We start from the raw sequence: 18,524 nt of genomic DNA, 5'->3' as shown, positions 1-18,524 counted from the left end.
AAACATGACGATTGCCGACATCAAGAAGAATGCAGAGACCAAGATGGACCAGTCCATCGCGGCGTTCAAGAACAACCTGCAGAAGATCCGCACCGGCCGTGCCAACCCCGCCTTGCTCGACACCGTGCAGGTCGAGTACTACGGCTCCTTCGTGCCCCTGAGCCAGGTGGCCAATGTGGCGCTGATCGATTCGCGCACCATCAGCGTCCAGCCCTGGGAAAAGGGCATGGGCGCCAAGATCGAGAAGGCCATCCGCGAAAGCGATCTGGGCCTGAACCCCGCGTCCATGGGCGATCTCATCCGCGTGCCCATGCCGCCCATGAGCGAAGAGCGCCGCAAGGAAATGACCAAGCTGGCCCGCAATGAAGGCGAAAGCGCCAAGATCGCCGTGCGCAACCTGCGCCGCGATGCCAACGAGTCCGTCAAGAAGCTGGTCAAGGACAAGCTGGCGTCCGAAGACGACCAGAAGCGCGCCGAAACCGACGTGCAGAAATTCACCGACAGGCACATCGCCGAGATCGATGCGCTGGTGGCGGCCAAAGAGCAGGAAATCATGGCGGTTTAAGCCTTGAGGGCTTGAACGTTCACATGTCTGTATCTCCGGTGGTGCCGCACCACATCGCCATCGTCATGGATGGCAACGGCCGCTGGGCCACGCGCCGCTTTCTGCCGCGCCTGGCCGGCCACAAGCAAGGGGTTGATTCACTGCGCCGCTGCGCGCGCGCCTGCGTGCAGCGTGGCGTGGGGGTGTTGACCGTCTTCGCGTTCTCGTCCGAAAACTGGAACCGCCCGGCGGATGAGGTCTCTGGCCTTATGGAACTCCTGGCGATGGCGCTGGCACGCGAAGTGCCGCAGCTCAAGAAGGATGGCGTGCGCCTGTATTTCGTGGGTGAGCGTGCCGGCCTGTCGCCCAAGGTGCGCGATGGCCTGGCGCAGGCAGAAGCCGCCACGGCGCAAAACACCCGCCTCGTCCTCAACGTCTGTTTCAACTATGGCGGCCGCTGGGACATCGCCCAGGCCGCCGCATCGCTGGCAGCGCGCGGCGAGCCCATCACCGAGGCCAGCCTGCACGGTGCGATGGGTCTGGCCCATGTGCCCGATCCGGACCTGGTGATCCGCACCGGGGGGGAAATGCGGATCAGCAACTTTCTGCTGTGGCAGGCCGCATACTCCGAGTTCTTCTTCAGCGACCGGCTGTGGCCGGATTTCGACGAGTCGGCGCTGGACGAGGCGATTGCTGCCTTTGGCGGCCGCGAGCGCCGTTTTGGCAAAACCTCCGAACAGATCCTGTCCGCGCATCCCCATCCGATGCCGGGCTGAAAGGCCCCATGCTCAAACAGCGCGTCATTACAGCCCTTGTCCTGCTGGCCATTCTGCTGCCGGCGCTTTTTTATTCATCGTCCACCGTCCCGTTCACCCTGGTGGTGCTGGTGCTCATGGCGGCTGGCGCCTGGGAATGGGGCCGTTTGAGCGGTTTCGGACAGGCGGGCTCCGTGGCGGTGGGGGGCGCGTGCGTCGCCCTGTGCGCCGGGTCGTGGGCCCTGGGCTGGATTGACCGCCCGCTGGCGGGGCTCTGGGTGGCGGGGGGGGGCCTTTGGGTGCTGTCCGCGGCCTGGCTGCTCAGGGCCGGCGTGCCCGGCTGGCCTCGCATTCCGGCGGCGGTGCGCCTGGTGGCCGGGGTGCTGGCCCTCTGGCTTGCGTGGCTGGCGGTCGTGCAGGCGCGCAACGTGGGCGTCAACTTCCTGCTGTCGGTGCTGCTGCTGGTGTGGGTCGCCGACATCTTCGCGTACTTCGCGGGCCGTGCTTTTGGCCTGCGCTTCACCAAGGGCAAGCTGGCCCCTTCCATCAGTCCCGGCAAAAGCTGGGAGGGCGTGTGGGGCGGCCTTGCCGGCGTGCTGGCCATGGCATTCATCTGGGTGGCCGCCGATGCCCACTGGCAGGCGGCCGTTCCCAGCTTCTACAGCCGCATGGCGCAGCAAGGCTGGTGGCTGCTCGTGATCGCGGCCCTGTTCATGGTGGCCATGAGCGTGTCGGGTGACCTGGTGGAGTCCCTGATCAAGCGCAGCGCGGGCGTGAAGGACAGCAGCGGCCTGTTGCCCGGGCACGGTGGCGTGCTCGACCGGGTGGACGCCTTGCTGCCCACCCTGCCGCTGGCCATGATGCTCACGAGCCTGACAACGCAATGATGAAACAACGACTGACTGTCCTGGGTTCCACGGGCTCCATCGGTACCAGCACGCTCGACGTGGTGGCCCGCCATCCCGAGCGCTTCGAGGTGTTCGCGCTCAGTGCCGCGACCCAGGTGGACCTGATGCTGGCGCAGTGCGCGCAGTTCCGCCCCCGCTACGCCGTGATGGCGAGTGCCCCCCATGCGGCGCTGCTGGCTGAAAGACTGCAGGCAAATGCCCTTCCAACGCAAGTCCTTCAAGCGCAAGATGCTCTTGAAATAATAGCATCCCACCCTGACGTGGATGCCGTGATGGCGGCCATCGTGGGCGCTGCCGGCCTGGCGCCGTGCCTGGCTGCAGCGCGCGCGGGCAAGCGGCTGCTCCTGGCCAACAAGGAGGCCCTGGTGGTGGGCGGCGGGTTGTTCATGCAGACCGTGCGCGAGGGCGGCGCGACGCTGCTGCCCATCGACAGCGAGCATTCCGCGATTTTCCAGTGCCTGCCCGAAGATCCGGCGACCTGGGCCGAACGCGTCGACAGCATCCTGCTGACCGCGTCCGGCGGTCCCTTCCGCCAGCGGGATCCGTCCACGCTCTCGCAGATCACGCCCGACCAGGCCTGCGCGCACCCCAATTTCTCGATGGGCCGCAAGATCTCGGTGGATTCGGCCACCATGATGAACAAGGCGCTGGAAGTGATCGAGGCGCGCTGGCTGTTCGACCTGCACCCCGACCAGATCAAGGTGGTGATCCATCCGCAGCAGATCATCCACTCGATGGTGCAGTTCAAGGATGCCTCGATCCTCGCCCAGCTCGGCACCCCCGACATGCGCGTGCCGATCGCCTGCGGCCTGGCCTGGCCGGAGCGCATCGCCAGCGGTGCCAGCCGGCTCGACTTCTCTGCCTTGACGGCGCTGGCGTTTGAAGATGCCGACGCGGCCCGTTTTCCCGGGCTGCACCTGTCCTGGCAGGCGCTCAAGGCGGCCGAAGGCACGACCGCCGTATTGAACGCCGCCAACGAGGTCGCGGTCGGGGCCTTCCTGTCGGGGCGGCTGCGTTTCGACCGTATCCATGCCGTGAATCTTGCAACTTTGGACGCGGTTTCTCCCTCCAAGCCGGATTCCCTCGAAGCCCTGCTGGACCTGGATGCCCAGGCACGCAATGCTGCCGAGCACGCCGCGGGCCGCCTGGCGGCCTGAGTTCTCACAGCACCACGGACCCGTACATGCTCCTTACCATCGTTGCCTTCATCGTGGCCCTGGGCCTTCTGATCGCCGTGCACGAATATGGCCACTACCGGGTGGCCGTGGCGTGCGGGGTCAAGGTGCTGCGCTTCTCGGTGGGCTTTGGCAAACCATTGCTGCGCTGGCAGCCCAAGGGGTCGCCCACGGAGTTCGTGCTGGGGGCTTTTCCGCTGGGGGGCTATGTGCGCATGCTGGACGAGCGGGAAGCGCCCGTGGCCGCCGAGGAGCGGCATCTGGCTTTCAATACCCAGCCGCTGCGCTCCCGCGCGGCCATCGTGGCCGCGGGGCCGCTGGCAAACCTGCTGCTGGCGGTGCTGCTGTATTCCATTGTGAACTGGAACGGGGTGGACGAGCCCAAGGCGGTACTCGCCAGTCCGGTGGCCGGGTCCGTCGCGCAGAGTGCCGGCCTGCGGGGCGGCGAGCTGGTCGCGCAGGCAGCGCTGGGGTCGGACGAGATGGAGCCCGTGCGCTCGTTTGAAGAACTGCGCTGGCTGCTCACGCGCGGTGCGCTGGAGGGTGTGAACGTGCGCCTCGACGTGCAGCCGCAGTCGGGCGCTGTGCACCGGGAAATCCTGCTGGACATGTCGAAGATCGACAGCCGGGAGGCGGACGCCCAGCTGTTTCGCAAGATCGGCATCCTGGGGCCGTGGACGCGGCCGGTGCTGGGCGAGGTCATGCCTGACGGGGCCGCAGCCCGCGCTGGATTGCGCCAGGGGGACGTGGTGCTCAGGATCGGTGCCAGCGACGTGGTGGACGGCCAGCAGCTGCGCGAGTTGATCCGCCAGTCGGTGCGGGGAAGCGAGCCATTGGCACAGTCCTGGCGCATTGATCGCTCAGGCCAGGTGCTGAGCGTGGACGTGTTGCCCGAGGCCAAGCCGGAACTGGGCGCCTCCGTCGGCCGCATCGGGGCGTATGTCGGGGCCCCCCCTGAATTCGTGACGGTGGAATATGGCGTGTTCGAGGGGGCCTGGGCCGGCGTGGTCAAGACCTGGGATGTCTCCATCCTCACGCTTCGGATGATGGGACGCATGGTGATCGGCGAGGCATCGCTCAAGAACCTCAGCGGCCCCCTGACGATCGCCGACTACGCAGGGCGCTCCGCCAGCCTGGGACTCTCGCAGTACCTTGTCTTCCTTGCGCTGATCAGCGTGAGCCTGGGCGTGCTCAACCTGCTGCCGCTGCCTGTCTTGGACGGAGGGCACCTGATGTATTATCTTTGGGAGGGTGTCACGGGCAGGGGGGTGTCGGATGCATGGATGGAGCGCCTGCAGCGTGGAGGCGTTGCGGTCCTGCTTCTCATGATGTCCATTGCCCTGTTCAACGATATCACCCGGCTCTTTGGCTAACACTTTTGCCGCGCTTGCCCTGCAACTGCGGCTCCAGCTTCATTCATGAAAAAACACATCAATCGCCTGGGCGTGCGTACCGCATCGGCCGTTGCAGCCATGATTTTTGCCGCTAATGCGGCATGGGCTCTGGAGCCTTTCAAGGTGCAGGACATCCGCGTCGAGGGCCTGCAGCGCGTGGAGCCCGGCACCGTGTTTGCCTCCATGCCGCTGCGGGTTGGTGACGACTACAACGACGAGAAGGGCGCCGCGGCCATCCGCGCTCTTTTCGGACTGGGCCTGTTCAAGGACGTGCGCCTGGAGGCGGCCGGCAACGTGCTGGTGGTGGTGGTGGAAGAGCGGCCCACCGTCGCCGACGTTGACTTCGCCGGCACGCGCGAGTTCGACAAGGACGCGCTCAAGAAGGCCATGCGCGATGTCGGACTCACCGAGGGCCGGCCCTACGACAAGGCGTTGACGGACCGCGCCGAGCAGGAGCTCAAGCGCCAGTACATCAACAAGAGCCTGTACGGCGCCGAGGTCGTCACCACCGTGACGCCGATCGAGCGCAACCGCGTCAACCTGACCTTCACCGTGGTCGAGGGCGAGCCTGCCCGCATCAAGGAAGTGCGCCTCGTCGGCAACAAGGCCTTCAGTGAATCCACGCTCAAAGGCCTGTTCGACCAGGACACCGGGGGCTGGCTCAGCTGGTACACCAAGTCGGACCGCTACTCGCGCGCCAAGCTCAATGCCGATCTGGAGACGCTGCGTTCGTACTACCTGCAGCGCGGGTATCTGGAGTTCCGGGTCGACTCCACGCAGGTCGCCATCTCGCCCGACAAGCAGGACATCTCCATCACCGTCAACGTGACGGAAGGCGAGCGCTACGTGGTCTCGGGCGTCAAGCTGGAGGGCAACTACCTGGACCGCGAAGACGAGTTCAAGTCCCTGGTCACCATCCGCGCGGGCGAGCCCTACAACGCGGACCAGGTCACGGAAACGACCAAGGCGTTTTCAGAGTATTTCTCGCGTTTTGGCTTCGCCTTCGCGCGCGTGGAAGCCGTGCCCGAAATCGATCGCGAAAACAACCGGGTCGCCTTCGTGCTGCAGGCCGAACCCTCGCGCCGCGCCTATGTGCGCCGCATCAACGTGAGCGGCAACAACCGCACGCGCGATGAAGTGATCCGCCGTGAATTCCGCCAGTACGAAGCCTCGTGGTACGACGGCGAGAAGATCCGCCTGTCGCGCGACCGCGTGGACCGCCTGGGCTTCTTCACCGAAGTCAATGTGGAAACCCAGGAAGTGCCGGGTTCCCCCGACCAGGTGGACCTCGTGATCAACGTGGCGGAAAAGCCCACGGGCTCGCTGCAGATGGGGGTGGGTTTCTCCAGCGCCGAAAAGGTGTCGCTGTCGTTCGGCATCAAGCAGGAAAACATCTTTGGTTCCGGCAACTACCTGGGCATCGATGTCAACACCAGCAAGTACCGTCGCACGCTGGTGTTCAGCACCACCAACCCGTACTTCACGCCGGAAGGCATCTCGCGCACGCTGGATGTGTACTACCGCACGGACAAGCCCTACGAAGACCAGGGCGGCAACTACGAGTTGGTGACCACCGGAACGTCGGTGCGATTCGGTGTTCCGTTCAGTGAAACCGATACCGTGTTCTTTGGTGGGGGGCTGGAGCAGACCAAGATCAAGGCGGGTACGAACATTCCCGCCACCTACTTGGCCTATGCCGACCAGTTTGGCTACAGCAGCACCTCCATTCCTTTGACGATCGGTTGGTCGCGGGACGACCGCGACAGCGCTCTGGCGCCGAATTCCGGCCGCTATCAGCGCCTCAATTCAGAATGGTCGGTGGCGGGGGATGCCCGTTATGTGCGGGCCAACTACCAGTACCAGCAGTACGTGCCGCTGAACAAGCGCTTCACCATCGCCTTCAACGGCGAGGTGGGCATCGGCAAGGGCATGAACGGCAGGCCGTTCCCCGTGTTCAAGAACTTCTATTCGGGTGGGCTGGGCTCCGTGCGCGGCTTCGACCAGGGTACGCTGGGGCCGCGTGACGTGACGGGCGCGTCGTTGGGGGGGCCCAAGAAGGTCACCTTGAACGCGGAGCTGATCGCACCATTCCCGGGCGCGGGCAACGACCGGACACTGCGTGTATTCACCTTCTTTGATGTGGGTAATGTGTACGGAGAGAACGAAAAAGTTACTTTCAGTGACATGCGTTCCTCCGTCGGCCTGGGCCTGAGCTGGATTTCCCCGCTGGGTCCGTTGCGCCTGGCCTTTGCGCAACCGGTGCGCAAGTTCGCCGGCGATAGAATCCAGAAACTGCAATTCCAGATTGGAACGTCTTTCTAATGAAATCCTTTTCTCGCCATATCTCTCTGGCCCTGCTGCTTGGCACGCTTGCCATCGCAGCGCCTGCACAAGCGCAAGAGTTCAAAGCCGGGTTTGTCAACACCGACCGCATCTTCCGCGAGGCCAGCACCGCCAAGGCTGCACAGGCCAAGCTGGAGCAGGAATTCTCCCGCCGTGAGAAAGAACTGGTGGACATGGGCAACACCCTGAAGACCGCCACGGAGAAGTTCGAACGCGAAGCTCCCACGATGGCTGAAAGCCAGCGCACCACCCGCCAGCGCCAGCTGGTGGACCAGGACCGTGAATTCCAGCGCAAGCGCCGCGAATTCCAGGAAGACCTGAGCGCCCGCAAGAACGAGGAACTGTCCCAGGTGCTCGAACGTGCGAACAAGGTGGTCAAGCAGGTGGCAGAGGCGGAGAAGTACGACGTGATCCTGCAGGAGGCCGTCTACATCAACCCCAAGCACGACATCACCGACAAGGTGATCAAGGCGCTGAATGCCGCTGCCGGCAAGTAAGCCCCAGCGCTGGACAGGTGGCGCGTGAGCTTGCTTCTCGGGCACATAGTTGATGCGCTCGGTGGCTCGCTGGAAGGAGGTGCGGCACGGGATGCCGTCATTTCCCGCATCGCGCCCCTGGAGGTTGCAGGGCCGGGAGACCTCAGTTTCCTGAGCAACCCCCGCTACCAACAGCAACTGGCCGCCTCCCGGGCGGCCTGTGTCATTGTGGCGCCTGCCATGCGCGATGCCGCCCTGGCCCGTGGCGCCTGCATCGTGGCGGACAACCCCTACGTGTACTTCGCGCGGGCCACGCAGCTTTGGCGCCGGCTCAATGCCCCCGCAGTGCAGGGCGGTGTGCACGCGAGCGCGGTCGTGGACCCGTCGGCGCAGGTCGATGCCACCGCCACCATCGGTCCCCTGTGCGTGGTGGAACGCGGTGCGCGCATTGGCGCAGGAACCGTGCTCAAGTCCCGTGTCACGGTGGGCGAGGGCTGCCGCATCGGCGCGCGCTGCATCGTGCACCCCGGCGTGGTGATCGGCGCCGACGGCTTTGGTTTTGCGCCCGAGAACGGGCAGTGGGTCAAGATCGAGCAACTGGGGGCCGTGCACATTGGCGACGATGTCGAGATCGGCGCCAACACCTGCATCGACCGTGGTGCGCTGCTGGACACCGTCATCGAAGACGGCGTCAAGCTCGACAACCTGATCCAGATCGGGCACAACGTGCGCATCGGCAAGCACTCTGCCCTGGCGGGGTGCGTGGGCGTGGCCGGCAGCGCGACCATTGGCGCGCACTGCACCGTGGGCGGCGGCGCCATCGTGCTGGGCCATCTGGAGATGGCGGACAACGTGCACATCTCTGCCGCCACGGTGGTCACGCGCTCTTTGAGCCAGCCTGGGCAATACACGGGCATGTTTCCCATCGACGACAATGCGCGTTGGGAAAAAAACGCTGCAACACTCAAACAACTGCACAGCTTGCGAGAGCGCATCAAGGCGCTGGAGCAAGCTCTGAAAGCAGCATGAACGGAAGAACAACTCGATGATGGATATCCACGCAATTCTCAAGCAACTGCCCCACCGCTACCCGTTCCTGCTGGTGGACAAAGTGATCGAGCTTGAGAGCAACACCCGCATCAAGGCGATCAAGAACGTGACGTTCAACGAGCCTTATTTCATGGGGCACTTTCCAGGGCGCCCGGTGATGCCGGGTGTGTTGATCCTCGAGGCCCTGGCGCAGGCCGCCGGCCTGCTGGCGTTCGACGCGATGGGCAAGGTGCCCGATGAAAACAACATCTACTACTTCGTCGGCATCGATGGCGCGCGCTTCAAGCGGCCGGTGGAGCCGGGCGATCAGCTGATTCTCTCCATCACGATCGACCGCGTGCGCGGCGGCATCTGGAAGTTCAAGGGCGTGGCCAGCGTGGGCGAGGAAGTGGCCTGCGAGGCCGAACTCATGTGCACCATGCGCAGCGTGGGTTGATCCGCTCAGACTTGCAGATCGTGAGCAATATTCATCCCACGGCCATAGTCGCGCAAGGCGCCAGTCTGGATCCCACGGTCACGGTGGGGCCCTACGCGGTGATTGGTCCCGACGTGGTGATCGGGGCGGGAACCACGGTGGGGCCGCACTGCGTGATCGAAGGGCGCACCACGATCGGGGCCGACAACCGCATTTTCCAGTTCGCATCGCTGGGTGCCGTGCCGCAGGACAAGAAGTACGCGGGCGAGCCGACCGAACTCGTCATCGGCGACCGCAACGTGATCCGCGAGTTCTGCACCTTCAACCTCGGTGTGCCGGGAGCCGGCGGCATCACGCGCGTGGGCAGCGACAACTGGATCATGGCGTACACCCACATCGCGCACGACTGCCGCGTTGACAACCACACCACGCTCTCCAACAACACCACGCTGGCAGGCCATGTGCACCTTGCCGACTGGGTCACCATCGGCGGGCTCACCGGCATTCACCAGTTCGTCTCGATCGGTGCCCATGCCATGGTCGGCTTTGCCAGCGCCGTGTCGCAGGATGTGCCCCCCTTCATGCTGGCCGACGGCAATCCGCTGGCGCTGCGCGGCCTCAACATCGTCGGGCTGCGCCGCCGGGGCTTCTCGGCAGAGCGTGTGGCGGGCATCAAGCAGATGCACCGCCTGCTCTATCGCCAGGGGCTGACACTGGAGGCCGCACGCGCAGGCGTGGCCGAGTTGCCAGCCGCCCATCCGGAGGCTGCGCCCGACATCGCCATGATGCTGGGTTTCCTGGATACCTCCACGCGCGGCATCGCGCGCTGAGGGGCAATGATGAAGGCTTCCCCCCGCGTCGCCATGGTGGCGGGCGAGACCTCCGGCGACCTGCTTGCCGGCCTGCTGATCGACGGCATGCAGGCCCATTGGCCGGGCCTGCAGTCCTGCGGCATTGGTGGCCCGCAGATGCAGCGCCGGGGTTTTGCCGCCTGGTGGCCCAGCGAGAAGCTCGCCGTGCATGGGTACAGCATGGAGGTGCTGCGCCGCCTGCGCGAACTGCTGGGCATTCGCAAGCAACTGCGTGAGCGGCTGCTCAAGGAGCGTCCGGACGTGTTCATCGGCGTGGATGCGCCTGACTTCAACCTGAAGCTGGAGGCCGACCTGCGTGCCGCGGGCGTCAAGACCGTGCACTTCGTGTGCCCGTCGATCTGGGCCTGGCGCGCGGACCGTGTCGAGAAGATACGCCGCAGCGCCGACCACGTGCTGTGCATCTTTCCGTTCGAGCCCGAGCTGTTGGCGCGGCACGGCATTGCGGCGACCTATGTGGGCCACCCGCTTGCCGGCGTGATTCCCATGGTGCCGGACCGCGCTGCCGCCCGCGCCCAGCTCGGCCTGCAGGATGCCGACGAGGTGCTGGCCATTCTGCCGGGCAGCCGCTCCTCGGAGATCGCCTACATCACGCAGCCTTTCTTTGAGGCTGCAGCGCTTGTCCTGAAAGCGCGTCCAGCTACTAAATTGATAGTTCCTGCCGTCCCGGCGCTGCGGGAGCGCATCGTGCAGGCGGCACGGGCCGCGGGTCTGGGTGGGGCGGTGCAGATCGTGTCCGGCCAGTCCCATGCCGTGCTGGCCGCCTGCGACGCCACGCTGATCGCCAGCGGCACCGCGACGCTGGAGGCGGCGCTGTTCAAGCGTCCCATGGTCATCGGCTACCACATGCACCCGTTGAGCTGGTGGCTCATGCGCCGCAAGCAGCTGCAGCCCTGGGTGGGGCTGCCCAATATCCTTTGCGGAGAATTCGTGGTCCCCGAGCTGATCCAGGATGCCGCGACACCCCAGGCGCTCTGCGCGGCAACGCTGCAATGGCTGGATGCGCGCCAGCACAATCCTGAGAAAATCACGGCCCTGGAGCAGCGCTTTACGGCGCTGCACGAAAGCCTGCAACGCAATACCCCCCAACTGGCTGCCGATGCGATCCAGAAAATCCTTCACCCAGCTGCCTGAACAGGCCTGCCTGCCATGGCACCCGCCGGGTCTTGTGTCCGGCGTGGACGAGGCGGGCCGCGGCCCGCTGGCGGGGCCCGTGGTGGCGGCCGCGGTCATCCTGGATGACCTCAATCCGATCGCCGGCCTTGCCGATTCCAAGAAGCTCACGCCTGCCCGGCGCGAGAAACTCTACGACGAAATCCGTGCCAAGGCGCTGTGCTGCAGCATTGCCGAGGCCAGCGTGGAAGAGATCGACCAGCTCAACATCCTGCAGGCCACGCTGCTGGCCATGCGGCGGGCCGTGATGGGGCTGCGCCTGAAGCCCGTCATGGTGCTGGTCGATGGCAACCGCCTGCCCACGCTGGGCATCCAGGCCGAGGCCATCGTCAAGGGCGATGCGCTGGTGCCGGCCATCTCGGCCGCCTCCATCCTGGCCAAGGTGCACCGCGACCGCTGGTGCGTGCAGGTGCATGAAGAGTTTCCGCAGTACGGGTTTGCCGGCCACAAGGGCTATGGCACCGCGGTGCACATGGCCGCCTTGCGCGAGCACGGGGCCTGCGTCCATCACCGGCGTTCCTTTGCGCCCGTGGCGCAGAGCCTGCTTGCCTGACGGAACCTGCTCGCCCCATGACCTCTCCGTCCATCACCGCGATCCATTCGCGGGACAACACCTTCGTGAAGGAACTGCGCCGGCTCGCGCAGGACACCACCGCCTACCGCAAGCAGGGCAGGGTGTGGCTGGAGGGTGACCACCTCTGCCGCGCCGCCCTGGAACGGGGCCAGCGGGCATCGATCGCGGTATTTTCCGAGTCTTTTTGGCCTCAGGCGCAAGTGGAATGGGCGCAGGCAGCTATGAAAACCATAGTGCTCGCCGATGCCCTGTTTGCCGACATCAGCGGTCTGGAGTCGCCTGCCCGCATGGGCTTCATCATCGATCTGCCCGCTGCCGCCGCATGGCGCACGGACGCCGCCACCGTCGTGCTGGACCGGGTGCAGGACGCCGGCAATGTGGGTTCCATCCTGCGCAGCGCGTCGGCATTCGGATTTCGTCAGGTGGTCGCCGTCAAGGGCAGCGCCGCCCTGTGGTCCCCCAAGGTGCTGCGCGCCGGCATGGGCGCGCATTTCGCGCTGGACCTGATCGAAGGCGTGGAGCACGGCGAACTCCAGTCCCTGAAGGTGCCCATGCTGGTGACCAGTTCGCACGCCGGGGACTGGCTGCACCGGGCCGCGCTGCCCTGGCCCTGCGCATGGGTCATGGGCCATGAAGGGCAGGGCGTCTCCGCCGTGCTGGAGGAGCGGGCTGCGATGCGCATCCGCATCGCGCAGCCCGGCGGCGAGGAGTCGCTGAACGTCGCGGCGGCGGCGGCGATCTGCCTGCATGCGAGCGGCGCCGGGCGCTGAACACCTCCCTTCGCAGCCGGCTCCGGGGGGCCGCGGAAGGCCCGCCTTCTCCCGTTTTTCTAGAGGTTGCGCAGGAACTGGCGCACGAAATCGCCCTGGTTGGGCGCATCCTTCTCGGTGCTGAACAGCACCTGCTGGTTTTCCACGCGGATCTTGAGCTGTGGCGCGAACCTGCACTGCACCTGGCCCAGCCCGGACGCAGTGCTCTTGAAGGCGGGCGTGTTGCGGCACATGGAGTCCAGCTCCGAGGCCACCACGCCGCAGAAGCTGCCGATGCTCAGGGTCTGCAGCTTCTCGTCATCGATCGTGCTCCAGTCGACCGTGGTCTTCACCGGCGTGCCGCAGGCCGCGGAGGCTTCCTGGTCGGCCCTGGCCAGCTCGGCCTGCGCTCCCGCGAGGCGCTTGCTGCGGTCAAAGCGGGCCAGCTTTTCCTGCACGCCCTGCTTTTGCTGGCTCTGGTAGCTCGCCTGCAGGTCCGCCAGCTTGAAGGCCTTGCTCTTTTCCTCGCTGAAGGACAGCGGCAGGCCGTCGCGCTTGCCGGGCAGGTACACCACATACTGCTCGCCGTGGCGATAGGCGTGGCTCTGCTTTTGCAGCAGGCCGTAGCTGCGGCCGTCGAGCCGGGTGGCATAGACCTCCCGCGCGGAGCCCTGTTGCTCCAGCTGGCTCAGGAACACGACCTGGTCAATGGGATCGTTGATGCCGCTCACGCGCACCAGGGCCTGTTTGCCATCCGCGCTGGGCGCCAGCACCACTTCCACCCCCTGGGGGGCCACGAAGACCTGGGGGTACCTGGCCAGTTCCAGGGCCTGGGCGGCCACGGCGGCGCACAGGCCGGCCAGGGAAAGGGCAAGAGGGCGGAGAAAAGTGCGCATCGGGAGGGTTCTCTGTGGGAGTGGCGGGAGGCGTCGGCCGAAGTCTAGGCGGACCGTTGTCACCTGAAATGCCTGGAACACTTGCTTACGTAACAAGGTTATGCAAGGCATGCATTTGTGAGTGAATGCGCCGCGATGGGTATAATCGGGAGCTTTTCTCGCAACAGCGTCGCCCGACCGCACCCAAAGCAACAACCCATCTGAGAGCAGCCACCGGCACTTGCGTACCTTTGCGTGCACGAGTGGCCTGCAGGCGCCGGGCGACCGTAACCATCCGGAGAACCCAGTGCTTTTGTCTCTACAGGGAAATTTCCCGCCCGCCATCCTGGCGCTCGCAGACGGCACGGTCTTTATCGGCAATTCGATTGGTGCCACCGGCGCCACCGTCGGCGAAGTGGTGTTCAACACCGCGATCACCGGCTACCAGGAAATCCTCACCGACCCCAGCTACTGCCAGCAGATCGTCACGTTGACGTATCCGCACATCGGCAACTACGGCGTCAACGTGGAGGACATCGAAGCCGACAAGGTCCATGCCGCGGGCCTGATCATCAAGGACCTGCCCCTGCTGGCCAGCAACTTCCGCTCCACGGAAACGCTCTCGCAGTACCTCGTGCGCGAGAACACCGTGGCCATCGCCAACATCGATACCCGCAAGCTCACGCGCCTGCTGCGCAGCAAGGGTGCGCAAAACGGCGCCATCATCGGACTGGCCGCCGGGCAGCCGGTCACGCAGGCGCTCATCGACGAAGCCATCGCCAAGGCCAAGGCCGCCCCCAACATGGCCGGGCTGGACCTGGCCCAGGTGGTGACCACGGCGTCGCGCTACGAGTGGACGCAGACCGAGTGGAAGCTGGGCTCGGGCTACGGCGAACTCGCGGGGCCGCAGTTCCATGTGGTGGCATACGACTTCGGCGTGAAGAAGAACATCCTGCGCATGCTGGCCGAGCGCGGCTGCAAGGTCACCGTGGTGCCTGCCAAGACGCCCGCCGCCGATGTGCTGGCACTCAAGCCCGATGGCGTGTTCCTGTCCAACGGCCCCGGCGATCCGGAGCCCTGCGATTACGCCATTGCCGCCACCCGCACCATCGTGGACAGCGGCGTGCCCACGTTCGGCATCTGCCTGGGTCATCAGATCATGGCCCTGGCCGCCGGCGCCAAGACCTTCAAGATGACCCACAGCCACCACGGGGCCAATCACCCCGTGAAGGACCTGGACACCGGCCGCGTGAGCATCACGAGCCAGAACCACGGTTTCGCGGTGGACATGGAATCGCTGCCTGCCAACCTGCGCGCCACGCACATCAGCCTGTTCGACGGCACGCTGCAAGGGCTGGTCCACAAGGACAAGCCGGCATTTTGCTTCCAGGGCCACCCTGAGGCTTCCCCCGGGCCGCACGACATCGCCTACCTTTTCGACCGATTCACCGATGCCATGCGCGCGGCGAAAGCCGGTTGAACCCGGGAAGGAATAGCGCCATGAAACTGTTCAGCTTTCCCCTCGCATCGCTGGAAAAGGCGATCCACAAGCGTGTCCTGACCCTGCCATCGCCCCACCGCGAGTGGTTCACGGAACGCTGGGCGCAAAAGCCCTACAAGAAGGCGTTCGTCGAGAACAAGGCCATGCCCCTCGTCACGCTGGTGGCCAAGGGCAAGACCCTGGACGATGCCGCCTTCGCAGAGCTGCTGCAGGAATGGGAAGTGACGTTTTATGACGCGGAAGAAGAGGTCCTGCGCCCGCTGATCCAGGGCGACGGCCTGCTGCAGCTGATGCAGAAGAACCTTCCTCCCGAACGGGCCCAGGCGCTGCTTGCCAAGTTGACCGAGCGGCGCCCGCCATCGGACGCAGCAGCCTCTGCCCCGACCCCCAGCCCCCAGGCAGCCGAACCCACGATCGACTGATCGACGCACCATGCCAAAACGCACAGACATCAAAAGCATTCTCATCATCGGCGCCGGCCCGATCATCATCGGCCAGGCCTGCGAGTTCGACTACTCCGGCGTGCAGGCCTGCAAGGCCCTGCGCGAGGAAGGCTACAAGGTCATTCTGATCAACAGCAACCCCGCGACGATCATGACCGACCCGGCCACGGCCGACGTGACCTACATCGAGCCCATCACCTGGCAGACGGTCGAGAAGATCATCGCCAAGGAGCGCCCCGACGCCATCCTGCCCACCATGGGCGGCCAGACCGCGCTCAACTGCGCACTGGACCTGTGGCACAACGGCGTGCTCGACAAGTACAAGGTCGAGCTGATCGGCGCCACGCCCGAAGCCATCGACAAGGCCGAGGACCGCCTGAAGTTCAAGGACGCCATGACCAAGATCGGTCTGGGCTCCGCGCGCTCAGGGATCGCCCACAGCATGGACGAAGCCTGGGCCGTCCAGAAGAGCGTGGGCTTCCCCACCGTGATCCGCCCCAGCTTCACGCTCGGCGGCACGGGCGGCGGCATTGCCTACAACCCCGAAGAGTTCGAGACCATCTGCAAGCGCGGCCTGGAAGCCTCGCCCACCAACGAGCTGCTGATCGAGGAGTCGCTGCTCGGCTGGAAGGAGTACGAGATGGAAGTGGTCCGCGACAAGGCGGACAACTGCATCATCATCTGCTCCATCGAGAACCTCGACCCCATGGGCGTGCACACGGGCGACTCCATCACCGTGGCCCCCGCGCAAACGCTGACCGACAAGGAATACCAGATCATGCGCAACGCCAGCCTGGCGGTGCTGCGCGAGATCGGCGTGGACACGGGCGGCTCCAACGTGCAGTTCTCGGTGAACCCGAAGGACGGCCGCATGATCGTCATCGAGATGAACCCCCGCGTGTCGCGTTCGTCCGCGCTGGCATCCAAGGCCACCGGCTTCCCGATCGCCAAGGTCGCCGCCAAGCTGGCCGTGGGCTACACGCTCGACGAGCTCAAGAACGAGATCACCGGCGGCGCCACGCCCGCGTCGTTCGAGCCCTCCATCGACTACGTGGTCACCAAGATCCCGCGTTTCGCGTTCGAGAAGTTCCCCACGGCCGACAGCCGCCTGACCACGCAGATGAAGTCCGTGGGCGAGGTCATGGCCATGGGCCGCACCTTCCAGGAGTCCTTCCAGAAGGCCCTGCGCGGCCTGGAAGTGGGCGTGGACGGCATGAACGAGAAGACCCAGGACCGTGAGGTGCTCGAAAAGGAGCTGGGCGAGCCCGGCCCCGAGCGCATCTGGTACGTGGGCGATGCGTTCGCCATGGGCCTCTCCGTGGACGAGGTGTACGACCTCACCAAGATCGACAAGTGGTTCCTGGTGCAGATCGAAGAGATCGTGAAGATCGAACTGGAGCTGGACCAGCTGGCCGTGGACAAGGGCGATGCGGCACTGGCCAGCCTGGATGCCGGCACGCTGCGCTCGCTCAAGAAGAAGGGCTTCTCGGACCGCCGCCTGGCCAAGCTGCTCAAGACGACGGAAAAAGCCGTGCGCGAAGCCCGCCGCGCGCTGAACGTGCGCCCGGTGTACAAGCGCGTGGACACCTGCGCCGCCGAATTCGCGACCAACACCGCCTACATGTACTCGACCTACGAGGACGAGTGCGAGGCCGAGCCGACCAACAACAAGAAAATCATGGTGCTCGGGGGCGGCCCCAACCGCATCGGCCAGGGCATCGAGTTCGACTACTGCTGCGTGCACGCCGCGCTGGCCATGCGCGAGGACGGCTACGAGACCATCATGGTCAACTGCAACCCCGAAACCGTGTCCACGGACTACGACACCTCGGACCGCCTGTACTTCGAGCCCCTCACGCTCGAAGACGTGCTCGAAATCGTGGACAAGGAAAAGCCCACTGGCGTGATCGTGCAGTACGGCGGCCAGACGCCGCTCAAGCTGGCGCTGGGCCTCGAAGCCGAGGGCGTGCCGATCATCGGCACCAGCCCCGACATGATCGATGCCGCCGAGGACCGCGAGCGCTTCCAGAAGCTGCTGCACGACCTGGGGCTGCGCCAGCCCCCCAATGCCACGGCCCGCACCGAGGCCGAGGCGCTGGAAAAGGCCGCCGCCCTGGGGTACCCGCTGGTGGTGCGCCCCAGCTATGTGCTGGGCGGCCGTGCGATGGAAATCGTGCACGAGCAGCGCGACCTGGAGCGCTACATGCGCGAGGCCGTGAAGGTGAGCAACGACTCGCCCGTGCTGCTGGACCGCTTCCTGAACGATGCCATCGAGTGCGACGTGGACTGCCTGCGCGATCCCGAGGGCAAGACCTTCATCGGTGGCGTGATGGAGCACATCGAACAAGCCGGTGTGCACTCGGGCGACTCCGCCTGTTCGCTGCCGCCGTACTACCTCAAGCAGGCCACGGTCGATGAACTCAAGCGCCAGTCCGCGGCCATGGCCGAAGGCCTGAACGTGGTGGGCCTGATGAACGTGCAGTTCGCCATCCAGGAAGTGGACGGCAAGGACGTGATCTACGTGCTGGAAGTGAACCCCCGTGCCTCGCGCACCGTGCCGTTCGTCTCCAAGGCCACGGGCATCCAGCTGGCCAAGGTGGCCGCGCGCTGCATGGCCGGCCAGACGCTGGCCTCGCAGGGCATCACCAAGGAGGTGACGCCGCCCTACTTCAGCGTGAAGGAGGCCGTGTTCCCGTTCGTCAAGTTCCCTGGCGTGGACACCATCCTCGGCCCCGAGATGAAGTCCACCGGCGAGGTGATGGGCGTGGGCAAGACCTTCGGCGAAGCCTTCGTGAAGAGCCAGTTGGGCGCGGGCACCAAGCTGCCGACGTCGGGCAAGGTGTTCCTCACGGTGAAGAACAATGACAAGCCCCGCGCGGTGGACATTGCCCGCCAGCTGGTGGCGCTGGGCTTTGACCTGGTGGCGACCAAAGGCACCGCTGCAGCCATTGCCGAGGCGGGCGTCCCGGTGGTGGTGGTCAACAAGGTCACGGAAGGCCGTCCGCACATCGTGGACATGATCAAGAACAACGAGATCGTCATGGTCATCAACACGGTGGAAGAGCGCCGCAACGCGATTGCAGACTCGCGCGCGATTCGCACCTCGTCGCTGCTGGCCCGCGTGACCACCTTCACGACCATCTTTGGCGCCGAGGCAGCCGTGGAGGGCATGAAGTACCTGGACAAGCTCGACGTGTACTCGGTGCAGGAGCTGCACGCCCAGCTGGTGGCCTGAGCCCCGGCAAAAGCGGCATAATCTTCGCCTGACCAGACACCGCCG

The 18,524-nt window shown here is 65.4% G+C and carries 17 protein-coding genes; 16 read left to right on the top strand and 1 reads right to left on the bottom strand.

The window, feature by feature from the left end; translation table 11 throughout:
- Positions 1–4: 4 nt before the first annotated feature.
- Genes frr through ACAM51_RS04045 form a run of 13 tightly spaced genes read left to right on the top strand, consistent with a single transcriptional unit; the run spans position 5 to position 12,446 of the window.
- Positions 5–565 carry a ribosome recycling factor gene (gene frr / locus ACAM51_RS04105; RefSeq protein ID WP_218297695.1) on the top strand — a complete coding sequence of 187 codons (561 nt, stop codon included), beginning with the start codon at positions 5–7 and terminating at the stop codon, positions 563–565.
- 23 nt (positions 566–588) lie between these two features.
- On the top strand, positions 589–1,320 hold the full coding sequence (gene uppS / locus ACAM51_RS04100) for a polyprenyl diphosphate synthase (RefSeq protein WP_218297694.1): 732 nt from the start codon (positions 589–591) through the stop codon (positions 1,318–1,320).
- 8 nt (positions 1,321–1,328) lie between these two features.
- Entirely contained in the window at positions 1,329–2,186 is an 858-nt protein-coding gene (locus ACAM51_RS04095) for a phosphatidate cytidylyltransferase (RefSeq protein WP_218297693.1), read from the top strand.
- Complete coding sequence (gene ispC, locus ACAM51_RS04090) at positions 2,186–3,364, top strand: 1-deoxy-D-xylulose-5-phosphate reductoisomerase (RefSeq protein WP_369643761.1); 1,179 nt, start codon at positions 2,186–2,188, stop codon at positions 3,362–3,364. Before ACAM51_RS04095 ends, ispC begins: the two co-directional genes overlap by 1 nt.
- Before the next feature lie 26 nt (positions 3,365–3,390).
- Complete coding sequence (gene rseP, locus ACAM51_RS04085) at positions 3,391–4,755, top strand: RIP metalloprotease RseP (protein WP_218341589.1); 1,365 nt, start codon at positions 3,391–3,393, stop codon at positions 4,753–4,755.
- 45 nt (positions 4,756–4,800) lie between these two features.
- The gene (bamA, locus tag ACAM51_RS04080; RefSeq protein ID WP_218297691.1) at positions 4,801–7,098 is read left to right on the top strand and encodes an outer membrane protein assembly factor BamA; all 2,298 of its coding nucleotides are present in this window, start codon (positions 4,801–4,803) and stop codon (positions 7,096–7,098) included.
- A complete protein-coding gene (locus ACAM51_RS04075; protein ID WP_218297690.1) occupies positions 7,098–7,616 on the top strand; it encodes an OmpH family outer membrane protein in 519 nt (172 codons plus the stop codon). Before bamA ends, ACAM51_RS04075 begins: the two co-directional genes overlap by 1 nt.
- A gap of 24 nt (positions 7,617–7,640) precedes the next feature.
- Positions 7,641–8,624: a UDP-3-O-(3-hydroxymyristoyl)glucosamine N-acyltransferase gene (gene lpxD, locus ACAM51_RS04070; RefSeq protein WP_218341590.1), complete on the top strand. Its 984-nt coding sequence runs from the start codon at positions 7,641–7,643 to the stop codon at positions 8,622–8,624.
- 16 nt (positions 8,625–8,640) lie between these two features.
- Positions 8,641–9,081, top strand: coding sequence for a 3-hydroxyacyl-ACP dehydratase FabZ (gene fabZ / locus ACAM51_RS04065; RefSeq protein WP_010457855.1), 441 nt, complete (start codon positions 8,641–8,643; stop codon positions 9,079–9,081).
- A 20-nt stretch (positions 9,082–9,101) separates the two neighbouring features.
- Complete coding sequence (gene lpxA, locus ACAM51_RS04060) at positions 9,102–9,890, top strand: acyl-ACP--UDP-N-acetylglucosamine O-acyltransferase (RefSeq protein WP_218341591.1); 789 nt, start codon at positions 9,102–9,104, stop codon at positions 9,888–9,890.
- A gap of 9 nt (positions 9,891–9,899) precedes the next feature.
- Complete coding sequence (lpxB, locus tag ACAM51_RS04055; RefSeq protein WP_369642792.1) at positions 9,900–11,063, top strand: lipid-A-disaccharide synthase; 1,164 nt, start codon at positions 9,900–9,902, stop codon at positions 11,061–11,063.
- Positions 11,029–11,655, top strand: coding sequence for a ribonuclease HII (gene rnhB / locus ACAM51_RS04050; RefSeq protein ID WP_218297686.1), 627 nt, complete (start codon positions 11,029–11,031; stop codon positions 11,653–11,655). The genes lpxB and rnhB overlap by 35 nt, the downstream gene beginning before the upstream one ends.
- Positions 11,656–11,672: 17 nt before the next feature.
- Positions 11,673–12,446, top strand: coding sequence for a TrmH family RNA methyltransferase (locus ACAM51_RS04045; RefSeq protein ID WP_369642791.1), 774 nt, complete (start codon positions 11,673–11,675; stop codon positions 12,444–12,446).
- A 59-nt stretch (positions 12,447–12,505) separates the two neighbouring features.
- Here ACAM51_RS04045 and ACAM51_RS04040 read toward each other — a convergent pair whose 3' ends face one another.
- Complete coding sequence (locus ACAM51_RS04040) at positions 12,506–13,321, bottom strand: hypothetical protein (protein ID WP_218297684.1); 816 nt, start codon at positions 13,319–13,321, stop codon at positions 12,506–12,508.
- A 286-nt stretch (positions 13,322–13,607) separates the two neighbouring features.
- On the opposite strand from ACAM51_RS04040, the gene carA reads away from it, so the two are divergent.
- From carA to carB, 3 genes are read left to right on the top strand one after another with little or no spacing between them, the layout of a single operon-like run.
- Positions 13,608–14,780 (top strand): glutamine-hydrolyzing carbamoyl-phosphate synthase small subunit, encoded by a 1,173-nt coding sequence (gene carA, locus ACAM51_RS04035; RefSeq protein WP_369642790.1) that lies wholly within the window; start codon positions 13,608–13,610, stop codon positions 14,778–14,780.
- 20 nt (positions 14,781–14,800) lie between these two features.
- Complete coding sequence (locus tag ACAM51_RS04030) at positions 14,801–15,223, top strand: hypothetical protein (protein ID WP_218297682.1); 423 nt, start codon at positions 14,801–14,803, stop codon at positions 15,221–15,223.
- Positions 15,224–15,233: 10 nt separating this feature from the next.
- On the top strand, positions 15,234–18,479 hold the full coding sequence (gene carB / locus ACAM51_RS04025; RefSeq protein WP_218297681.1) for a carbamoyl-phosphate synthase large subunit: 3,246 nt from the start codon (positions 15,234–15,236) through the stop codon (positions 18,477–18,479).
- The last annotated feature ends 45 nt before the right edge of the window (positions 18,480–18,524 follow it).

This window comes from Acidovorax sp. A79 (assembly GCF_041154505.1).
Classification (GTDB): domain Bacteria; phylum Pseudomonadota; class Gammaproteobacteria; order Burkholderiales; family Burkholderiaceae_C; genus Acidovorax.
The sequence above is the reverse complement of the archived record's forward strand: the minus strand, read 5'-3'. Positions and strand labels throughout refer to the sequence as shown.

Excerpts from the sequence above, each read along its gene's own strand:
- frr (WP_218297695.1), top strand. The coding sequence starts at position 5 with ATGACGATTGCCGACATCAAGAAGAATGCAGAGACCAAGATGGACCAG.
- uppS (WP_218297694.1), top strand. The coding sequence starts at position 589 with ATGTCTGTATCTCCGGTGGTGCCGCACCACATCGCCATCGTCATGGAT.
- ACAM51_RS04095 (WP_218297693.1), top strand. The coding sequence starts at position 1,329 with ATGCTCAAACAGCGCGTCATTACAGCCCTTGTCCTGCTGGCCATTCTG.
- ispC (WP_369643761.1), top strand. The coding sequence starts at position 2,186 with ATGAAACAACGACTGACTGTCCTGGGTTCCACGGGCTCCATCGGTACC.
- rseP (WP_218341589.1), top strand. The coding sequence starts at position 3,391 with ATGCTCCTTACCATCGTTGCCTTCATCGTGGCCCTGGGCCTTCTGATC.
- bamA (WP_218297691.1), top strand. The coding sequence starts at position 4,801 with ATGAAAAAACACATCAATCGCCTGGGCGTGCGTACCGCATCGGCCGTT.
- ACAM51_RS04075 (WP_218297690.1), top strand. The coding sequence starts at position 7,098 with ATGAAATCCTTTTCTCGCCATATCTCTCTGGCCCTGCTGCTTGGCACG.
- fabZ (WP_010457855.1), top strand. The coding sequence starts at position 8,641 with ATGATGGATATCCACGCAATTCTCAAGCAACTGCCCCACCGCTACCCG.
- lpxB (WP_369642792.1), top strand. The coding sequence starts at position 9,900 with ATGAAGGCTTCCCCCCGCGTCGCCATGGTGGCGGGCGAGACCTCCGGC.
- rnhB (WP_218297686.1), top strand. The coding sequence starts at position 11,029 with ATGCGATCCAGAAAATCCTTCACCCAGCTGCCTGAACAGGCCTGCCTG.
- ACAM51_RS04045 (WP_369642791.1), top strand. The coding sequence starts at position 11,673 with ATGACCTCTCCGTCCATCACCGCGATCCATTCGCGGGACAACACCTTC.
- ACAM51_RS04040 (WP_218297684.1), bottom strand. The coding sequence starts at position 13,321 with ATGCGCACTTTTCTCCGCCCTCTTGCCCTTTCCCTGGCCGGCCTGTGC.
- ACAM51_RS04030 (WP_218297682.1), top strand. The coding sequence starts at position 14,801 with ATGAAACTGTTCAGCTTTCCCCTCGCATCGCTGGAAAAGGCGATCCAC.
- carB (WP_218297681.1), top strand. The coding sequence starts at position 15,234 with ATGCCAAAACGCACAGACATCAAAAGCATTCTCATCATCGGCGCCGGC.